A 17,343-nucleotide genomic window follows, 5' to 3' on the forward strand; every position below is an offset into this window, starting at 1 on the left:
GGCGGTCAAAAATTAGACAGAACTTATATAGAATAGACAATCATCATGATGGGAGTAGATCTAAAAATCGCTGCTTATTTTCGTCTATATATTCTCTTAAATAATGCTGTCGGGCATCAGAGTCACAAAAGCAGATCAAAATCGTATCTTCATCTAGCTGATAGCCACTGTAGTGATGGTCACCCACCTCCATATGCGCTTCATCATAGCCATCATCATTTTGCGCTGCGCTCTTAAAAATATAGAGTAATGCCTGCTTCGCCACCGCTAAGTGCTTTTTATAGTCAGTAGGGAAAGTAGAAACTTTTACGGCACCTGACGACAACAGACAGCCCTGCAAGATCAATTCTTGCTCCTGCATTTCACGCCAGATAGTCATTTTCTTTACTCCATTGCAGCAGATCACTCGCCTGCTGGCGTAGTACCGGTAGAGATATTTCATTATCAGAACAAAGACAAAGGGCCTGTTCCTGATCGGTAAACATAGAGAGGGTTTGGACTTTAGGGCCAGCGATAACAACGTTACTGACTTCACCCATAAAAGCAGCTTTTTCAGCTAGAGCTTTAGAAAGCTTATTGACGCTTTTCAGCAAGGCTTTTCGAGACTTGCTATCTATATTCGAGCAGAGAATCTCTTGATTTTCATCGAGGTGCATAGCTCCTAACACACCACGTTTATTCATTGCAGCGTCAAGTAGGGTTTCTTCATAAACAGGCTTATAGAAGTCTAAAGAGAAGCCATTATTACCCAGCAGCCGATCACAAAGCTCATCCCAGTGAACATTAAGCTCTACCGCTGAGATTAACTCTTCAACAACTCCTAAAACAGCACGGGGATCACGGGCATCAAGAAACATCACTGTTGCCATCAATCCCATTTCCCTAACACACGTCTGGTACTCTTGAATGGAAGGGTTTGGCTCTACATCGGAGTGAGTCACCGCAATAATTAAGCGACGCTTTTGAATATATTCACGGAACTCTTTTGCGTAAAAACGGATATCGCGGAAAGGGTCTTTTCGAGTGTTATCCACCAGCAAAACCATGCCAATGGCATCGTGGGCAAATTCACAAGCCAACATTTCCCACATAAAGCGGAAGCGTTCTTGGCCTGGAGTGCCGTAGAGGTGTACACGCGCTTGATCGTGCAGATCCAGTACACCGTAATCCATAGCTATTGTGGTATTTTTCTTACGGCGAACCGTAACATCACTGGCACGCGCATCGGTATCCAGTGTTTCAATATCACTTAAAGATCGAATAGCTGTAGATTTTCCTGAACACACCGACCCTGTAAAAAGGATCTTGTAGTTTTGCATGCACGCTTTCCTTGTCTAGATCAGAAGGCAACTGCAGTTTACAACTCGCCACCTGAACCGAAGCTAAAAATTTCCTCTACATATACAACTAGCTCAGTCTGAGCAGATTGCAACTCAAGCATCCATTGTGCAACGCAAAATAACAATTATTATAAAGTCGACATTAGGTTAGTGATTAATCAAGATCAACTCAGATATTTTTTGGCGAAATGATAGGGAAGAACTTTAGGAATCTAGTTTCTTCGCTACTTGCTCTCGAAGAAAAGCGGTATGTACTTCACGAATATGTTTTCTCACCAGCGCAATATTAGAATCTTTTGCCGATAGACAAACTAAAATTAATCCTGGCTTTAATTGGTAGCCGCTAATGCGACGATCACCTATCTCAAGATGAGATTCATTATGCTTGGTTCGCATCTTCGCGACATTAGAAAACACATAAATAAAAGCCTGCTTTCCTATAGTCGCATGATTTTTATACTCAGCAGGGAAACTGGATGCGAGAATCTCTTTTCCACTCAACACCATACTGCATTCAATTACCCCAGGTTTATCGACCTGCGTCAGTAGTTCAATCATGTATGGCTCCACTGCAACAGGTCAGAGGCTTGCTGTTTAACGACGTTCAAGCTTAAGCCTCGATCGGAACACAAACCTAATGCCTGCTCTTTTTCGACAAACACAGACAAGGTTTCTTGATTAGGCCCACATAAGACCAAATCATCTATGCGCCCCATAAAGGCTGCTTTATTTTCTAAAGCAGCCACCAGATTCACCATAGAACGTAACAGCTCTTTATTTTGCTGATTTCTGACACTGGCACTCAACACTTTACGGTCGGCGCCCAAATGCATTGCACCCGTAATACCACGGGTATTCATTGCGGCATCCATAAGGGACACATTGTCAATTGCATGCTCTTCTGGCCTTTTTTCTTCAGCCAAGTCATCATCAGAGTCAGGCATTGTACTATTGACCTCTAGGCGCTGACTCATGCCCTTCCAATCAATTCCTTTCTCAAGACTACCCACCAGCTCTTTCACAACCTTTAATACCGAAGTGGGATCACGAGCATCAATAAACACGACGGTGGTAAATAAGCCCATCCCCTTTAATTCGCTCATATAGTAATCATAATCAGGATCAGGCTCGATATCTGAGTGAGTAACCGCAATGATCAGGCGACGACGAATGATAAAGTCTCGAAACTCTTCGACATAGAAGCGAATGTCTTTGAAAGGGTCATTACGGGTATTATCCACCATGAGGATCAGCGCTTCTGCATCATGCACTAAATCACTCATCATAAGCTGCCACATAAACTTGAAACGTTCTTGCCCGGGCGTTCCGTATAAATGCAATTTAGAAGTGCTGTTTAATTCCAGTATTCCATAATCCATGGCTATGGTGGTTTTTTGCTTCCTGCGGATAGCTGAATCACTGACATTCGCATCCGTGTCGACAGTTTCAATATCACTCAACGAGCGGATTGCTGTCGTTTTCCCTGAACAGACAGAACCGGTGAATAAAACTTTATAATCAGACATCTAAATCCCTCAGTGCTCTGCAAAGCTATTTGAGCAATAAACCCTGTCACTCGGGCAATTCTATAAGCACCATCACATTAGCCATAACGACGATAACTTCAGGGCTTAATTGGATAGACACGTAACCTACTAATTTTTAGCCGAAACCACGAAAGTTTCAACCATTCCCGTTGGATAACTCACCCTTTAATTTTGAACCTTATCCACTCTATCAGCCAAGAATCACTTCCCATCCACATCAGAGAGCACAATAGCAATCCGATGCTTGTCCCAAAGAAATCACGGTATTTAGGCTATATTCTTAAATGCGGAGAAAGCGTTAGGATTCAGATAAGGTCATGACCCTACTCTAAACAGGTAATTGCAATAACAATCTTCTCAGTATATTAATGGGTTCTTTACTACCTGAATAATAAATACAAGAAAGTAAGGTGTGAGATGTACATCCGATTTAATGATATTTCAGAACTTGTTTCTGTAATCGGAGGCGAAACGCTCAAGGATCATGAGCATTGGTTAATTTTTCTTGCTGACAAACATCAAGATGATCTCGACAATTTGGTCGAACAATTGAACCTAATAGAGTGCAGGTTCTTTGGCGCAGTATTTCCCGGTTTAATCCACGGAAAGCGTATGCTCTATGAAGGCGCACTAGCCATTAAGGTCAGTTGCCTTAACCCTCCCGTTGTTTTGCCGATGCCTTCTAAAGAAGAAAAAATCTCTACCTTGCCCACTTACAATGACATTCCTGAAGAGGGCGCTACCTGCCTCACCTTGGTTGATTGCTTATCCCCACAAATCGACAACCTGCTTAACCAACTTTACAACCGCTATAGCAAACGCTGTAGCTACTTTGGTGCTGGCGCAGGAAACCACGATCTAAAACCCGAAGCCTGCATTTTTGGGCCGTGGGGTACGCAGCTAGATTCAGCATTAGTCGCAATTATCGACCAAACAAGTCGCAGTGTTGCCAAACACGGCTGGGTTAGACATTCAGGGCCATTTGTTGCTAGCAGAACCACGGGCAACGTCCTTCACGAACTAGATTGGGAAGATGCAGAAACCGCATACCGAAATTCTCTTCCATCTAAACTACAAGGGACTCCGGCCGAGCGTTTTTACAAAGATGTAACACCTCGATACCCGTTTGCAGTTGAGCATCCAGGTGCAGAAGATGTGGTTCGAGACCCAATCGCACTCTGTGGCAATAACGACGTGATGTTTTTGTCTGATATCCCTCAAGGGGCACTCATGTACCTAGTAGAAGGCACCCCTGAACATTTAATAGAAGCGGCCCGAGAAGCGGTTGAAGAAACCATGTCGACCGACACATCGGGGGTTTTGGTCTGTGACTGCTTATCACGAACGGTTGCGCTAGACAGTCAATTTCCGGCAGAGCTACGCACAGTTTACGAGCAAGTAAACCAAATAAACCCAGGCACGGATGTCTCCGGTATATTAGCCTTAGGTGAAATAGCAAGTAACGGCGAGCGTCCGGTAAACTTCTATAATAAAACCTTCGGCATATGCAGTTTCTATGAGTAAAACCCCAACAGACTTAAGGTCTGATATACAGCGGATGTACGAATTATCATTGGCTGTAGGAAATAGTCTAGATCCGGATCAGGTATGCCAAGAATTCACCGCATCACTCATGCGTCAAAGTGAAATTACGTTTCTTGGCATATGGCTATTACCGGAAAAATTTACTCAATCGACCCAAGAATATAATCTTTATTTCGCTTTCCCATTTAGCCGGTCAAAAGATACTAAGCTTCCCTTCAACCACCCTGCTATTTCACTTCAAGATGATGAAGACTTCTGTTGCTACGATTTAGCGACAGCATCGTCTGAACAACTCGCAGAGAAACACTGTACAGAGGGAAGTGCTGCTATATTTCGCTTGGGGGCCTTAGGCTACGTTCGCTTGTTGCGCGACGATAGTTACTTCACGCAAAAAGAGCTACGACAGTTAAGGCCCATCATCGGAAAGCTATTTGTCGCTTTAGGTGGTGCACTAGCCTATAAACAGCTACATAAAGAACGATCATTCCTCGACTCCTTAGTTGACACTATTCCTGAATTGGTTTGGCTTAAAGATCCAAACGGTACTTATTTAGCATGCAATACTCGCTTTGAAGAATTCTTTGGTGCTTTGGAGCATGAAATAGTTGGTAAATCAGACTACGACTTTGTCGATAAAGAACTCGCAGACTCTTTCCGTAAGCATGATTTAGCAACACTAGAAATTGATAGGACCAATACATTCCAAGAGTGGGTCACATTTGCTAATGACGGTCACCGCGCTCTGCTGGAAACAACCAAAACCCCTATGAAATCAGCGTCAGGAGAAATCGTTGGCGTATTAGGCGTAAGCCACGAGATCACCCAGCTACACGAAGCACAGCAAGCCTTAAGCACGAGCGAAGCAATATTCCGTAGCTATTTTGAGCTCGGTTTGATTGGTATGGCATTGATTACGACGGACGGCGACTGGATCCAAACCAACACTTATCTTTGCGAAATGCTTGGCTACGAGCCAGAACACCTACAAATCACTCCGCTATTAGAACTGATCCATCCTGATGACCAAAGCAGTTTTAAACTGATGTGTGAAAGTTTACTTAATGACGACACTGACCATGTCCGTCATGAACTTCGGCTAATCAGTTACTCTGGTCCAGTTGTGCACACAGAGATAGCGATGAGCGCGCAAGAAAGTACAGAAGGTAAGATTAATCACTTTGTCACGCTCATTTCAGACATTTCTGAACGCAAACGCACCGAACAACAACTTAGATTGGCTGCGAGTGTATTCGAACATGCAAGTGAAGGCGTGATGATTACCAATGAGCAAGGGGTCATTCTGGATGTAAATAACGCTTTTTATCAGTTAACAGGCTACAGCGCCGCAGAAGTTATCGGTCTCTCCCCCAGCATATTAAAATCAGGCCATCACAGTGAAGAATTTTTCGCTGCCATGTGGCAGAGCCTCAGACAAAATGGGCACTGGCGTGGCGAAGTGTGGAATCGCAATAAATCTGGAGAAATTTACGCAGAACTACTTAATATTGCTGCGGTCAAAAGCCCAAACGGAGATACCACTCATTACGTAAGTATCTTCTCCGATATTACACAGCTCAAAGAACATCAGCATCAATTAGAAAAAATGGCCCATTTTGATGCCTTAACCCAACTTCCAAACCGCGTTTTACTCTCAGACCGATTACAAACAGCGCTACAACATTGTAAACAGCATAAGCAGATAATGGCGGTCGCTTATATCGACTTAGATGAATTCAAACCTATTAATGACACTTATGGTCATGATGTTGGTGATATGCTTCTAGTCGAAGCGGCAAAACGCATGCAAGAGACATTAGGCCCAGAGCAAGTTATAGCGCGACTCGGTGGTGATGAATTTGTTGTGATCTTAACGCAGCTAAAAAATATCACGCACTGCCAAGGGATATTAGCGAATTTAAACCGTACTCTGGCAATGCCCTTTCAAATAAAGCAGCGTCACCTATCTATCTCTGCCAGCATTGGCGCAACACTTTACCCTGACGATAATTCAGATGCAGATACCATGATCCGTCATGCAGATCAGGCAATGTATACCGCAAAGCAAACCGGCCGCAACCGCTACCACTTTTTTGATCCTGCAGTAGATCGACAAACTCAAGACCAACACAAAGCGCAAGATGAGATTCACGAAGCACTGATAAATCGAGAATTTGTGCTGTTTTACCAGCCTAAAATCAACATGCAAACGGGTGAAGTTTACGGTGTAGAAGCACTCATCCGCTGGCAACATCCAACCCTAAACCTACTGCCCCCAGATAGCTTTCTCCCACATATAACTAACTCAGATCTTGCTACAAAGCTAGGTTCCTGGGTAATGAATGAAGCGATACGACAACTTCGGGTCTGGAGAGCTGCGGGGCTCAAACTATCCACCAGCATCAATATTTCGGCCGAACATTTACAAAACCCAGCGTTTCCTGATCAATTAGCCAACCTACTGGCTAAATATCCAGAGGTTCCACCAGAAGCAATCGAGTTAGAAGTTTTAGAAACCACTGCCTTTAACGATGTCAGCGCAGCTTGCGACATCATCGATAAATGTCACAAATTAGGGATAAAGTTCGCCTTAGACGACTTCGGCACGGGCTATTCGTCTCTTACATATCTACGTAAAATCCCTGCTGATACAGTAAAAATTGATCGTAGTTTTGTTATGGATATGCTGGACGATGATGAAGACAAAACAATTGTTGAAGGCATCATAGGCCTAGGTAAAGCTTTTAACCGTGGCGTAATTGCTGAAGGAGTGGAAAGCGCTGAACATGGTCGCTGTTTGATGGAATTAGGCTGCCACCATGCACAAGGTTATGGCATCGCTAAACCGATGCCCGCAGATCTGATCCCAGATTGGCTAGCCGCGTTTAACCTGAGCCAACATTGGAAATAAACAAGTCGAATTAGCTTATCTCGAAATCAAAATACTGATTCGGAAATGGCTCATCCTGCAAGGTAAAGTGCCACCACTCTTGATGGAAAGGAACAAAGCCATGCTGGACCATTACTCGCTGTAATAACATGCGATTCGCACGCGCTTGTGCTGTTACCGCTTTGGAATCAAACCAAGATTCAGGGCCAAAGAAATCAAATTCTGTGCCCATATTTAGTTCTTCCTTGGAATCTAAATCGATCAATGTCAGATCAACTGTACTTCCCCGAGTGTGGCTGGAATGCCGAATAAGATACCCTTTGCTAAACAGCTCCGGGCGCTGCAATGTAGGGAAAAATCGTTCCTGTGTATGGTTAGCACCATCTTGGTCACACCAAGCAATAAACCGATCAACTGAACGTTGAGGTCGGTAAGCATCAAATACTTTTAGCCCCAAACCAAATTCAGTAAGCGAGTGTTGAACCCTTTGCAGAGCTAATGCTGCAGGTTTAGTTAACAGGCAAGTCTCACTCAGATAACCGCAAATTGACTCACCAACAAAGTTATCGCCAGTAAAATATTTAAGGTCTAAAACGATGCTGGAGTCGACTTCTAAGAGATCAACAAAGAGTTCGGGCTTGGTAGTAATTAAATCCACGTTATTCAATCCAGATCAGACTTGCCATTCGGCCTGTTACACCATCTCGGCGATAGGAATAAAACCGCTCTGCATCAGTATAGGTGCAATACTCACCGCCAGAGACAAAACTTACACCTACAGCCTCTAGCCTTTGACGAGCTAACTGATAGATGTCTGCTAGATACTTATCTGGTGAACCAACAACAGAGGTAAAAGCTTGACCAGCCTGCGCCTGTACCGCGACAAATTGATCTCGCACCTCTTTCCCTACTTCGAATGCATCTGGGCCTATAGCCGGGCCGAGCCAAACATGTAAATTTTCTGGCTTATCAAAGCCCTCGACAGCTTGCTCCAAAATACCATCCAGCAGCCCTCGCCAACCGGCATGCACTGCTGCAACACGTTTACCATTACCATCAGCAAACAATACTGGAAGACAATCAGCCGTCATTACAATGCATGCCTGACCCGTTTCTTGGCTCCAGCAACCGTCTGCTTCACGACAAAAACCATCATCCTTAGCTTCGATCAGATCAATTCCATGAACTTGGGATAGCCATTGAGGTAGACGCGACAAGCCCAGCTCATCAATCAAAGCCTTCCGATTTTGTTTGACGTGCTCGGGATCATCTTTTACGTGATCTCCCAGATTTAAACCTTTATAGGCACCACCACTCACACCATCGAAGCGTGTAGTGGTAAAGGCTTTTACCCCTCGGGGAGCATTCCAATCTGGGAGAATCAATTGCATTTAATTACACCATCTCGTCTGCATGAGCATCTAAGTCGGCTTGAAGCAACGATAAAAGATGCTCAAAGTCGTCAGGCAGATCAACTTCCCAAGAAACCAGTTCACCCGAATCAGGGTGCCAGAGTTCAAGCTTTTTAGCGTGAAGGGCTTGGCGTTTGAAATCACGTAGGCCTTCGATCATCTCATCGCTACAACCTTTAGGCAGACGGAAACGACCTCCATAAAGCTGATCACCTACAAGAGGATAATTAATATGCGACATGTGCACACGAATTTGATGGGTACGACCCGTTTCAAGCTTCAATCGGATATGAGTATGGGCACGCATTTTCTTTAATACACGATAGTGCGTAGTCGCGTCTTTGCCTACACCAACAACTGCCATCTTTTGGCGGTTTTTAGCATGACGTCCCATTGGCTCATCAACCGTACCACCACCGGTCATTACACCGTGAACTACAGCTTCATACTCACGCCCCATCGAACGCTCTTGCAACTGATCGACTAGTTCCGTTTGAGCCGCAATGGTCTTAGCGATCACCATCAATCCTGTAGTGTCCATATCCAAGCGGTGAACAATGCCTGCTCGCGGTACTTGAGCAATATCAGGACAGTGGAACAGCAGTGCATTTAGTAAGGTACCATCACGGTGACCGACAGCCGGATGTACTACCAAGCCAGCAGGCTTATTAACTACTAAAATATGATCGTCTTCGTACACGATATTCAGTGGAATATCCTGTGGCTTATGATCTTCGATCATCTCCAGCTGAGTATCGATAACAATGGTTTCCCCCCCCAACAATTTATCTCGGGGACGTTTTACCTCACCATCAACTTTCACTGAACCATCTTTAATCCAGCCCTGTAAACGTGAACGGGAATAATCGGGAAACAGCTGTGCTACCGCTTGATCCAAGCGTTTACCAACTAGATCATCTTCGATGCGCGCTTCTAAATGTATTTGATCAGACATTCGAACCTGTTAGAACTTTCTAAATTGATATGTCTGGGTCTGTTAACAGGCCCTATCAGTTATGGTTAAATAGGCCGTTGAATTGCATATAGCCTCTTTCTGCCCAGTATAACCGTTCGGGCAAGAGACTACACCGGGATTAATATAAAGATGCGTATTACCAAGAGTCTTATTATTGCTTTATTCTGTCTAATGACAGCAGCCTGTTCATGGTTTGAAGATATCGAAGAATATCCAGATATTCCTGAGCAGCAGCTGTACCAAGAAGCAATCACCGCATTGGACAACGAAAGCTTTGATGTAGCGATTGAGAAGTTCCAACTTTTAGAAGCTCGTTACCCATTTGGTCGTTTCTCCGAGCAAGCTCAATTAGAACTCATTTACGCGTACTTTAAAAACTACGAACCTGAAGCTGCTCGTGCAGCTGCAGATCGTTTTATCCGCTTACACCCTAATCATGACAACATTGATTACGCATATTACCTAAAAGGTTTGACCGCATTTGAGCAGGACATCTCGTGGATTACACAGTATCTGCCAATCGATGAGACTAAACGTGATCCAGGTGCTGCCCTAGATTCTTTTGAAAGCTTTTCGACTCTCGTAAGCCGCTATCCTGATAGCCAATACGCGCCTGATGCACAAAAGCGTATGGTTTACCTAAAAAACCGTCTTGCCGCTTATGAAGTACATGTAGGCCGTTACTATATCCAACGTGAAGCCTTTGTTGCTGCCGCTAACCGTGGTCGCTATGTCATTGAAAACATGCAGGAAACACCTGCTGTACCTGATGCTCTAGCAGTCATGATTGAAGCTTACACCCACTTAGGTCAGCAAGACCTAGCTGCAGATACGCAATCAGTGTTGGCGAAAAACTTCCCGAACTACCAATACACACCTATTTATAAAGGTGAGAAGACTCTTTTTGATGCCGCGACATTTGACCTGTTTAGCGACACTAAAGAGGCCCCAGTAGCTACTCCTGTTCGCATGAATGAGAGCACTGATGCACCCAAACCTGATCGTTCTCTCTTCAGCACCATAACGTTTGGTGTATTTGATGATGAAGACGAAGAACAGAAGAAATAACTAAGAACAATATAAAGGCACCTTAAAGGTGCCTTTTTTGCCTCTTAGGGAACCACAAAGAGAAATAAGAGAGATAAATATGCAGGCAGCAGCGATTATCAAAGAGATGCAGGTACTACCTGAAATCGACCCTGCTAAAGAAATTGCACGCCGAGTAAGCTTTATTAAAAACACACTTAAAGCTTCTGGCCTCAAGAACCTTGTACTCGGTATTAGTGGCGGTGTGGACTCATCCACTTGTGGCCGACTCGCGCAATTAGCAGTCAATGAACTAAACGAAGAAAGCGGCGATAGCAGCTATCAATTTATTGCTATGCGCTTGCCTTACGGCGTACAGAAAGATGAAGAAGATGCTCAACTAGCACTTCAATTTATCCAACCCACACAATCCATTGCAGTTAATGTAAAGCCAGGGGTTGAAGGAATTCATTCAGAAGTCACTGCTTCTCTAGCTGAAGCTCTGCTCAATCAGGCGACAGATAGCGCTGTAGATTTCGCTAAAGGCAACGTAAAAGCTAGAGCACGCATGATTGCTCAGTACGAAGTTGCTGGCATCGTCGGTGGTTTAGTTATTGGCACCGACCATTCCGCCGAAAACATCACCGGCTTTTATACCAAGTGGGGGGATGGAGCATGTGACCTAGCGCCTTTATTTGGCCTGAGCAAACGCCAAGTCCGTCAGCTAGCTGAAGCTTTAGGTGCGCCCGCACTGCTTGTAGAAAAAACGCCTACGGCTGATCTTGAGTGTTTAGCGCCCCAAAAAGCTGACGAGCAAGCACTAGGCCTAACCTATGATCAAATTGATGATTTCTTAGAAGGCAAGAGCGTTGAAGCGGAAGTAGAGCAACGTATTATCGAGATCTACAATCGCACACAACATAAGCGTCAACCGATTCCAACCATCTACGACTAAGCATCACGACTAAGCCTGCGAACATTACTGAGTGTTTGCAGGCTTTTAACTTAGCGATCCATTCGATAAGGCTCAGCAGATATTATTGTATCTCTACCTAGTAGGATATCGGCAAGCAGCCGAGTAGATGCCGGTGCCAGCACTAAGCCATTTCTAAACTGACCAGCATTGATAAATAGATTATCTAGGCCTGTCACTTCACCTATAAAAGGGATACCTTCTGGCGATCCCGGCCTTAAGCCTGACCAATGATGTTCTACTTCATAATCAGCTAATGCAGGAATAATATCCAGTGCAGTAGCATGTAAGGATTTCGCAGCATCCTCCGTCGTGCGTTTAGTAAAACCAATACGCTCCATTGTGCTACCCACCAATACCCGGCCATCATTGCGCGGAATAACGTAACGCCCACCTTTCAATATGACACGATTGACCAAACCTAGCTTAGCTTTAAACAACATCATTTGCCCATGTACAGGTTCTACAGGTAGCTCTCTATCTAACATAGATAACAACTCTGCACTCCATGCGCCTGCAGCGATAATTACTTTATCCGCACGAAGCTTAGAGCCTGCAGTTTTAACACCAACAACTTGATTACCATCCAGCTCAAAACCTTTTACTTCTTGGTTCTCTAACAGAGTCACTCGTGGGTTTAGTACTAAGCTTTCACGTAGGGAACGGCCTAAACGTGGGTTACGGATACTACAGACCTCAGGCATCCATAAGCCTTCCTCTAAACCAGCACAAAGATTAAGCTCTTTCTGGTAGAGGAAGTCGGCATCCACTTTACGTAAAGGCCTGTGATATTTTTGAGCCCAATCGAGAGCATTCTGCTGATCCTCTACAGAAACCATTAGCATGCCTTTTTGGCGCAGCTCAGGATCAAAACCAGTTTCATCCAAAAGATCTTGTGCTAGATGGATATAACTACTCTGTGACCAGGTAGCAAGCTCAGTTACGGCATCAGGGTAACGCCAAGGATACAAAGGCGAAACAATACCACCACCCGCCCAAGAAGATTCTTGTGCACACATTTGGCGATCTAACAACGTGACATCAGCATTAGCTTGAGCAAGCTCTCGCGCCAACATCATACCAATCACACCACCGCCAATAATTAAGAAATCAGACATTTCTTCGCCTTAGCCATTCACTCTTAAAATTTATAACGCCCTGCGGACTCTTCCAGCCCTTGAAACAACTAACTGGTAGGTATCTACTTCATTACTAATTGTAAATGTTCCATTTGATGAACCATACACTGAGCCATCCCCTTCATAAACCAATGTTTCACCTCTATTCCAAGATATTTGATTAGCATCCGAAAAATAGAAAATTTTAAGAATCTTTTCTTCAGGCAAATCTAGCTCCCTGTCTTGATCGAGGTCCACAAAGACCAAAGCGCCGGTCCTCCATATTTGAGCTGGACGCTGAGTTTTACCTGTACACCCTCCTTCACCATCCCATCTACAGATAACAACATGCTCTCCCTGAGTCACCGCAGCCATACGCGTATATGAGAGTAAACTTTGAAGCTTCTGTTGCTCCCCTATAAGCTCACTCTTCTGTAAAAAAGCATTTAGTCCCGGAACAGCCACAGTAACGAGAACGGTTAGTAATCCGAGCGCCATCAGCAAATCAATCAATGAAAAACCAAAAGAAAAGGCACGCAAAGATGCGTGCCCTCGAGATAAGCGAGAACAATCCTTGTCCACTTTTCACCCCCACAGTCCATTGTAGGCGGTGCTATTTGAGTATTACTTAGGCAGTATCAATCCCAGCACTTTCGCCCTCCACCTGTAACCGTCTTAGCACCTGTTTGCGTTATTGATAAATGACCACAATCGTCTTGGTTTTGAGCACCTTGAGCAGTGGCCGTTAACGTGAATGATTCTGAGCCAATGGCACTAATCGAAATAACATAATGTATTGCGCCATCTCGAGGAGATTGCTGAATAGGCAACGTAGGAGTTCCTCCTTCGTTATAGCTACCATCAACCGTGTAGCGCCTCTCCATCCATTGAGCCATTTCGACCAATACACCTTCGGCATCAGCGCGACGCGAGTCGCGCAGATAAGATTGATATGACGGGTAAGCGATAGAAACAATAATCCCTAAAATTGCTACCGCAATCATAAGCTCTATTAGTGAAAAGCCTGCGTTTTTCTTCATCCTGCCATACCTTATTTAATCTGAATCCAAGACTGCCGGCCCAGTTTATCACCTGAAGACTCGATTGTGACTTCAATATCACCGGATGAACCAGATGTATATTTAAGCTCATTATCACCTGTAGAGATAACACCTGGTGTTTTAATAATACCTACACCTGATTTCTTACCAGATACCGGCACCCAAGTGTCTTTTTGACCGTCGCCATCAGTATCAATATGTACAAAATCACTATCACTTATGCTTCCATCGCCATCGTTATCAAATGGCGATATCTCTAAACGAGAACCTGTCTGGGCATCGAGCTCCATAAGATAACCGGTACCGCCAAAAGAACAAGGGTCTGTTTCAGGAATTAACGTAGGGAAGATAACGCGTCCATTACGAACCAGCGGATCTGCAACAACACGCTCACCTGGATGGTCATGCGCACTATCTGCTGGTGTTTCATCATAATAGAAATCTAAATACCAACCTTCTTTGACTGTGTAATCTACATCATTATTAGACGTTACCCGAATATCATGGGTAAACCCAGTTTCGGCAATAGGCTGTTCATCCACAATCTCTTGTTTTTGCAATTTAGTTCGGTCATCAACTTTAGAGCCCGTGTCATTTATTCCATAAAACGACTGAGTTACTGATGTATCGGTATTATCCCCAGTTTCGAAATACTTACCCGTACCAAATAAAACAACGACCCCTTCTACTGAATTACTAACCACTTGAGGTTTCGATGTAATTGGCTGTCGATTCGTTGTCGTACATGTATCGGCAGAACAAGCCGTGTAAAGAGGCGCGTAAGGGGCTTTATTTCCTGATACGTAATAAGGAATGTCCCACTTACTTTCATTACTATTCGAGACATCAAATTTCCACATATTGCCCTGAAGATCGCCTGCGTAAATAGTGTCCGCTTTACGATTGCCATCCGTATCAATAACAATAGGGGTCGATAAGCCATTGGTATTTGCAGCAGTTCCTTGATAACTAGTTCCCACTTTTAAAGGAGGTACAATTTCACTGCCATCTTCTAGACTGAGAATATAAAGTGCAGGCTCATGATTCGCACTGTGGTAACCATTACCAACAATCACAGCCCATTCTCCATTTTCCATCTTAGCTATCGTAGGCTTTGCAAAGGTATAACCTAATTCAGGAAGATCCGTATCATCCAAATCCCATAAAACATCACTACCTTCAAAGCCAAGAGGATCGGATATATCTAACGCGAAAATACCCTTACCGCCAGCACCGAGGGTACCAGCAAGAGCAGTGCCCCAACGAGGACTATCAGCATCACCCCAGTCAATATAAGCGTCACCTTGGACAGGCGAATTATCTACATAAAACTGGTGACTATAACCACTTGAAGTTAGGTCCTTTAAGTTGCTGTAAACTGCTTTTGGTACATAAGCGAAAACCTCTTCACCTTCACACACTTGAGAGCCTACAACACAGGTTGCGTCGGTATCGCCATCACCAAGTAGAGCATGCAACATGCCATCATTGGCCCCAACATAAATCATGTCGGTCCGGTTGCCTTTTTGCCAATCTTTGCTTGTGTCCGCCAAATAGTTATCGTAAGTAGCAAAGCCAGCTCCATCAAGCTCTAACACGTAATAGTTAAAATCGTCTCGACTTGCGAACAGCGGATCCGAATTTACAATATCGCCTAATATTGCGGTACGTGACCGGTAAAGTGCGCCCTCGTTTGTTTGATCACCTCGTAAATAATTAACCTCATCTTCGGTTAATAACAATTTATGCGCAGCACTTAAATTGACATGTTCAAAAGCGACGCCTCGGGCGCCAACAGCATTGTCTTGGTTGTAAGTAAAAATATTTCGATCAGCTGCTGCAGGAACCAAACTTGCTGCATTCCAAACAAGAGTATCAACCGCGCCCGTAAATTCATCTAAACTAAACGCTAAAAGGTCACCCGACCATGTTTCACTGGTAAAGCGCGCTTGATAGATTTTAGAGTTGGTATCTAAACGGGTTGAGTTGGTAGCCACAGAAGAAGCCGAAGAAGTACGGCTCGCAATGGTCGCAGCCGCGTTAGACAATGCTTGTCTTAAAGCAGTCGGCGAACCGGCTGATAAAAAATCACCACGCCCATTAAATGCAGCATGGCGCATATCATCGATAGTTGTAGAGGTCCCCCCTTGAACAGAAGGCCAATTTTTAGCACCTAATACCGTTGGAGGGGTATCATCTAAGGTTCCATTCACACCAAACGCCACAGTATAGGTCACCATATGCTGTTGGTTATTACCATCTAGCGGCGATGTCGGCACTTCATTATCTAGAGTTGTACTGAGGTCACGCTCATAATAATGCATAGCCACATCAGCAAGCGTGTTTTGAGTTCTTAGATACAAGTCCCACGAATCGGGTTCGCGATCGACAGCACCATCATTAATGGTGGTGCCATCAGCATATTCACCGCCATCATAATCAGTATTATCATCGGTATCGGCATCGCCGACCGAAGGCATACGACCGTTCCAATAACCGTCCGAGAGTACGACTGCAAAGTTTTGTTGGCACGAACCACCATCAGCAGCACTTAAAATAGGGCTTGGCTCAAAAGAGCCAAACAAAGTGGTATCAGATACTCCTTCGAAATATTTACCAACATCTTCCAGCCTTAGTCTGAGCGGCGTGCGTGACGAAGAAGCAATCTGCGATATTTCATCTGCCAAATCTTCTCGATTTGTTCCCGTAGTCACATCGGCTATAGGAAAACCACTAAATGTACCATTATTGTGCAAAGCGCCTACACCTAACCTTGCAGTCGATCCATCCACAACCCCAAGCATAGCGGCCTTCATTACATATTCGCGCTTACGATAATAGCTGTACCAATTGGCAAAGTTAGTTTGCTCAGCAGCGGTCATTTCTGCAACGGTTACAAACTGCGTATCGTAGTCATAACTTGCAGCATCTGTAGGATCAGGACATTCACCTATCTCATAAACGCCATTATTATTAGCATCGTCCCATATGGCATACCCAGCTGAATTATCATCCTCGTCAACATCAGTTAAATCTATGACTGTACCAGAGATGTAAGGGTTATCTCGGGCTGCACTGATGCTCTGATCGGCGTAATCATTTCCATCTATATCCTTGCCTACCCACGGCGCGTAGGTTTCATTTGGATCGTAGTACAGTACATTGATACCTACACACGCACCCAGCATCTCCAGCTGCTCATCAGGATCAGGAGCAATATCAATATCTCCCGATGATGGCGCACCTGGATAAGCAGCCACTGCACCTTCTGATAGTAAAACCTCCCAATCCATACTTCCGGAATCATCGACCAAAAAGAAGATGTTTGGCTGTATAGCGGTATTTACAAATAAGGGGCTTTGGGCAATATCAGCATTACCGACTGCGGGGAAAATAAGCGCTGAAGGAAGCAATAAATGGAAAAGGTGTTTTGATTTTAAAAGCTTCATTTTCGCCTC

15 protein-coding genes are annotated in these 17,343 nt (G+C 44.4%); 4 read left to right on the plus strand and 11 right to left on the minus strand.

From position 1 onward, the window contains the following. Positions 1–43 precede the first annotated feature (43 nt). The 4 genes from ACMXYN_RS16180 to ACMXYN_RS16195 form a co-directional block, all read right to left on the minus strand. Positions 44–379, minus strand: coding sequence for a hypothetical protein (locus tag ACMXYN_RS16180; protein ID WP_415892718.1), 336 nt, complete (start codon positions 377–379; stop codon positions 44–46). Next, positions 363–1,319 (minus strand): GTP-binding protein, encoded by a 957-nt coding sequence (locus ACMXYN_RS16185; protein WP_415892719.1) that lies wholly within the window; start codon positions 1,317–1,319, stop codon positions 363–365. The genes ACMXYN_RS16180 and ACMXYN_RS16185 overlap by 17 nt, the downstream gene beginning before the upstream one ends. A gap of 225 nt (positions 1,320–1,544) precedes the next feature. Next, on the minus strand, positions 1,545–1,898 hold the full coding sequence (locus ACMXYN_RS16190) for a hypothetical protein (RefSeq protein ID WP_415892720.1): 354 nt from the start codon (positions 1,896–1,898) through the stop codon (positions 1,545–1,547). Beyond that, positions 1,895–2,866, minus strand: a complete 972-nt coding sequence (locus tag ACMXYN_RS16195) for a GTP-binding protein (RefSeq protein WP_415892721.1) — start codon at positions 2,864–2,866, stop codon at positions 1,895–1,897. Before ACMXYN_RS16195 ends, ACMXYN_RS16190 begins: the two co-directional genes overlap by 4 nt. A 438-nt stretch (positions 2,867–3,304) precedes the next feature. Here ACMXYN_RS16195 and ACMXYN_RS16200 point away from each other — a divergent pair, with 438 nt between their 5' ends. Both ACMXYN_RS16200 and ACMXYN_RS16205 read left to right on the plus strand, forming a co-directional pair. Further along, on the plus strand, positions 3,305–4,411 hold the full coding sequence (locus ACMXYN_RS16200) for an FIST signal transduction protein (RefSeq protein ID WP_415892722.1): 1,107 nt from the start codon (positions 3,305–3,307) through the stop codon (positions 4,409–4,411). Further along, the gene (locus tag ACMXYN_RS16205; protein WP_415892723.1) at positions 4,404–7,340 is read left to right on the plus strand and encodes an EAL and GGDEF domain-containing protein; all 2,937 of its coding nucleotides are present in this window, start codon (positions 4,404–4,406) and stop codon (positions 7,338–7,340) included. The genes ACMXYN_RS16200 and ACMXYN_RS16205 overlap by 8 nt, the downstream gene beginning before the upstream one ends. Positions 7,341–7,350: 10 nt before the next feature. Here the strand turns inward: ACMXYN_RS16205 and ACMXYN_RS16210 are convergent, their stop codons facing one another. Genes ACMXYN_RS16210 through rluD form a run of 3 tightly spaced genes read right to left on the minus strand, consistent with a single transcriptional unit; the run spans position 7,351 to position 9,686 of the window. Further along, positions 7,351–7,977 carry a M15 family metallopeptidase gene (locus tag ACMXYN_RS16210; protein ID WP_415892724.1) on the minus strand — a complete coding sequence of 209 codons (627 nt, stop codon included), beginning with the start codon at positions 7,975–7,977 and terminating at the stop codon, positions 7,351–7,353. Position 7,978: 1 nt separating this feature from the next. Next, on the minus strand, positions 7,979–8,710 hold the full coding sequence (gene pgeF, locus ACMXYN_RS16215) for a peptidoglycan editing factor PgeF (RefSeq protein ID WP_415892725.1): 732 nt from the start codon (positions 8,708–8,710) through the stop codon (positions 7,979–7,981). Positions 8,711–8,714: 4 nt separating this feature from the next. Then, positions 8,715–9,686 (minus strand): 23S rRNA pseudouridine(1911/1915/1917) synthase RluD, encoded by a 972-nt coding sequence (rluD, locus tag ACMXYN_RS16220; protein WP_415892726.1) that lies wholly within the window; start codon positions 9,684–9,686, stop codon positions 8,715–8,717. 150 nt (positions 9,687–9,836) lie between these two features. Between rluD and ACMXYN_RS16225 the strand changes: the two genes are divergently transcribed. Continuing rightward, positions 9,837–10,775, plus strand: a complete 939-nt coding sequence (locus tag ACMXYN_RS16225; protein WP_415892727.1) for an outer membrane protein assembly factor BamD — start codon at positions 9,837–9,839, stop codon at positions 10,773–10,775. Positions 10,776–10,854: 79 nt separating this feature from the next. Further along, complete coding sequence (gene nadE, locus ACMXYN_RS16230; protein WP_415892728.1) at positions 10,855–11,688, plus strand: ammonia-dependent NAD(+) synthetase; 834 nt, start codon at positions 10,855–10,857, stop codon at positions 11,686–11,688. A 50-nt stretch (positions 11,689–11,738) separates the two neighbouring features. Here the strand turns inward: nadE and thiO are convergent, their stop codons facing one another. The 4 genes from thiO to ACMXYN_RS16250 all read right to left on the minus strand — a co-directional run bounded on the left by thiO (position 11,739) and on the right by ACMXYN_RS16250 (position 17,334). Next, positions 11,739–12,824, minus strand: coding sequence for a glycine oxidase ThiO (thiO, locus tag ACMXYN_RS16235; protein WP_415892729.1), 1,086 nt, complete (start codon positions 12,822–12,824; stop codon positions 11,739–11,741). Positions 12,825–12,854: 30 nt separating this feature from the next. Next, entirely contained in the window at positions 12,855–13,364 is a 510-nt protein-coding gene (locus ACMXYN_RS16240) for a GspH/FimT family pseudopilin (protein ID WP_415892730.1), read from the minus strand. A 98-nt stretch (positions 13,365–13,462) separates the two neighbouring features. Beyond that, entirely contained in the window at positions 13,463–13,864 is a 402-nt protein-coding gene (locus ACMXYN_RS16245) for a type IV pilin protein (protein WP_415892731.1), read from the minus strand. An 11-nt stretch (positions 13,865–13,875) separates the two neighbouring features. After that, entirely contained in the window at positions 13,876–17,334 is a 3,459-nt protein-coding gene (locus ACMXYN_RS16250; protein WP_415892732.1) for a pilus assembly protein, read from the minus strand. Positions 17,335–17,343 lie beyond the last annotated feature (9 nt).

This window comes from Neptuniibacter sp. PT8_73 (assembly GCF_047778045.1).
GTDB lineage: Bacteria > Pseudomonadota > Gammaproteobacteria > Pseudomonadales > Balneatricaceae > Neptuniibacter.

Bases quoted from the DNA above. Each gene is read 5' to 3' on its own strand.
- ACMXYN_RS16180 (WP_415892718.1), bottom strand. From the start codon at position 379: ATGACTATCTGGCGTGAAATGCAGGAGCAAGAATTGATCTTGCAGGGC.
- ACMXYN_RS16185 (WP_415892719.1), bottom strand. From the start codon at position 1,319: ATGCAAAACTACAAGATCCTTTTTACAGGGTCGGTGTGTTCAGGAAAA.
- ACMXYN_RS16190 (WP_415892720.1), bottom strand. From the start codon at position 1,898: ATGATTGAACTACTGACGCAGGTCGATAAACCTGGGGTAATTGAATGC.
- ACMXYN_RS16195 (WP_415892721.1), bottom strand. From the start codon at position 2,866: ATGTCTGATTATAAAGTTTTATTCACCGGTTCTGTCTGTTCAGGGAAA.
- ACMXYN_RS16200 (WP_415892722.1), top strand. From the start codon at position 3,305: ATGTACATCCGATTTAATGATATTTCAGAACTTGTTTCTGTAATCGGA.
- ACMXYN_RS16205 (WP_415892723.1), top strand. From the start codon at position 4,404: ATGAGTAAAACCCCAACAGACTTAAGGTCTGATATACAGCGGATGTAC.
- pgeF (WP_415892725.1), bottom strand. From the start codon at position 8,710: ATGCAATTGATTCTCCCAGATTGGAATGCTCCCCGAGGGGTAAAAGCC.
- rluD (WP_415892726.1), bottom strand. From the start codon at position 9,686: ATGTCTGATCAAATACATTTAGAAGCGCGCATCGAAGATGATCTAGTT.
- ACMXYN_RS16225 (WP_415892727.1), top strand. From the start codon at position 9,837: ATGCGTATTACCAAGAGTCTTATTATTGCTTTATTCTGTCTAATGACA.
- nadE (WP_415892728.1), top strand. From the start codon at position 10,855: ATGCAGGCAGCAGCGATTATCAAAGAGATGCAGGTACTACCTGAAATC.
- thiO (WP_415892729.1), bottom strand. From the start codon at position 12,824: ATGTCTGATTTCTTAATTATTGGCGGTGGTGTGATTGGTATGATGTTG.
- ACMXYN_RS16245 (WP_415892731.1), bottom strand. From the start codon at position 13,864: ATGAAGAAAAACGCAGGCTTTTCACTAATAGAGCTTATGATTGCGGTA.
- ACMXYN_RS16250 (WP_415892732.1), bottom strand. From the start codon at position 17,334: ATGAAGCTTTTAAAATCAAAACACCTTTTCCATTTATTGCTTCCTTCA.